A 1,183-nucleotide genomic window follows, 5' to 3' on the forward strand; every position below is an offset into this window, starting at 1 on the left:
CGCTCCGCGTCGACCTTCCGGTTCAGCTCCGCCAGGTCCTGCGTGGTGAGTGCGGCGGTGAGCTTGCCGAGCGCGTCGGCGACGTCCTGGGCACCGGCGTCCTCGGCATTGAGGACGGGCAGCACGTTGTCCGCGTTCTGGAGCTTCTTGTCGTCCTCCAGGAAGACCAGGTCATAGGTGTCGAGCACCGCGTCCGTGGTGGTGGTGAGGACCAACTGGTCCTTGCCGTCCTTGACCGCCTGCTTGGACTGCGGGGTGCCGACACCCTTGGGGTCGATGCCGGTGACGTCGATTCCGAACGTCTTCTTCAGTCCGGGTGCGCAGAACGGCCGCACCTAGCACTCGTCGCCCGCCGCGATCTTCACCTTGATCTTGGAGTCGCCGAGATCAGAAAGGGTCTTGAGCTTGTTCTTGTCGGCGAATTCCTTGGTGACCGCGAAGGCGTTCTGGTCGACGGCCGCACCGGCCGGCAGCACCTTCAGCCCGCGCGGAGTGGCGAGCTTCTCCAGGGCGGCGACCGTGGCCGCGGTGTCACCCGAGGCGACCGGCTTCGACTCGGCCGCCTTCGCGCCGTTCACCTTGGCGTTGAGGAATTCCGCGATCGTCGCCGCGTATTCCGGCACGACGTCGATCTCGCCCTTCTCCAGGGAGGGTTCGTAGAGTTCGCGGTTCTTCACCGTGGTGACCGAGGTGCTGTACCCGGCGTCGGACAGCACGCCGGCGTAGAGCTCCGCCAGCACCTTGGACTCGGTGAAGGCGGCGGCGCCGACGACCAGCGAGCCCTTCTTGCCGGAGCCCTTGTCCGCGGAGGCGGCGGAGCCGTCCTTGTCCTTCTCCAGGCTGTCGCCACCGCAGGCGGCGAGCGAGCCCGCGAGCGCGACGATGCCGATGACCGCGCCGGCCAGGCGCGAGGTCCTGCTCATACTGTTCTCCGTCCACGGCAACGAGGCCATATGCGATGAGGGTGATCGGTGGGGTGGGGCGGCCGGACGCTCATGCTGTCCGGCGGCGGCGCAGCGGTGACAGCAGCCGGTCGATGGCGACCAGGACCGTCTCCACCAGCAGCGCCAGTACGGCGACCAGCAGGGCGCCCGCGACCACTTGCGGGGTGTTGTACGTGTTGAAGCCGGCGGTGATGATCCGCCCGAGGCCGCCCTGTCCGACCATCGCGGCGATCGTCGCC

General features: G+C 68.2%; 2 pseudogenes. Both read right to left on the reverse strand.

The features are described from left to right. Positions 1-923: pseudogene (locus ABZV94_RS41735) on the reverse strand (ABC transporter substrate-binding protein); the annotation flags it as partial. A 70-nt stretch (positions 924-993) separates the two neighbouring features. Beyond that, positions 994-1,183: pseudogene (locus tag ABZV94_RS41740) on the reverse strand (ABC transporter permease); the annotation flags it as partial.

Origin of the sequence: Streptomyces sp. NPDC004658, assembly GCF_040609555.1 — a bacterium.
GTDB lineage: Bacteria > Actinomycetota > Actinomycetes > Streptomycetales > Streptomycetaceae > Streptomyces.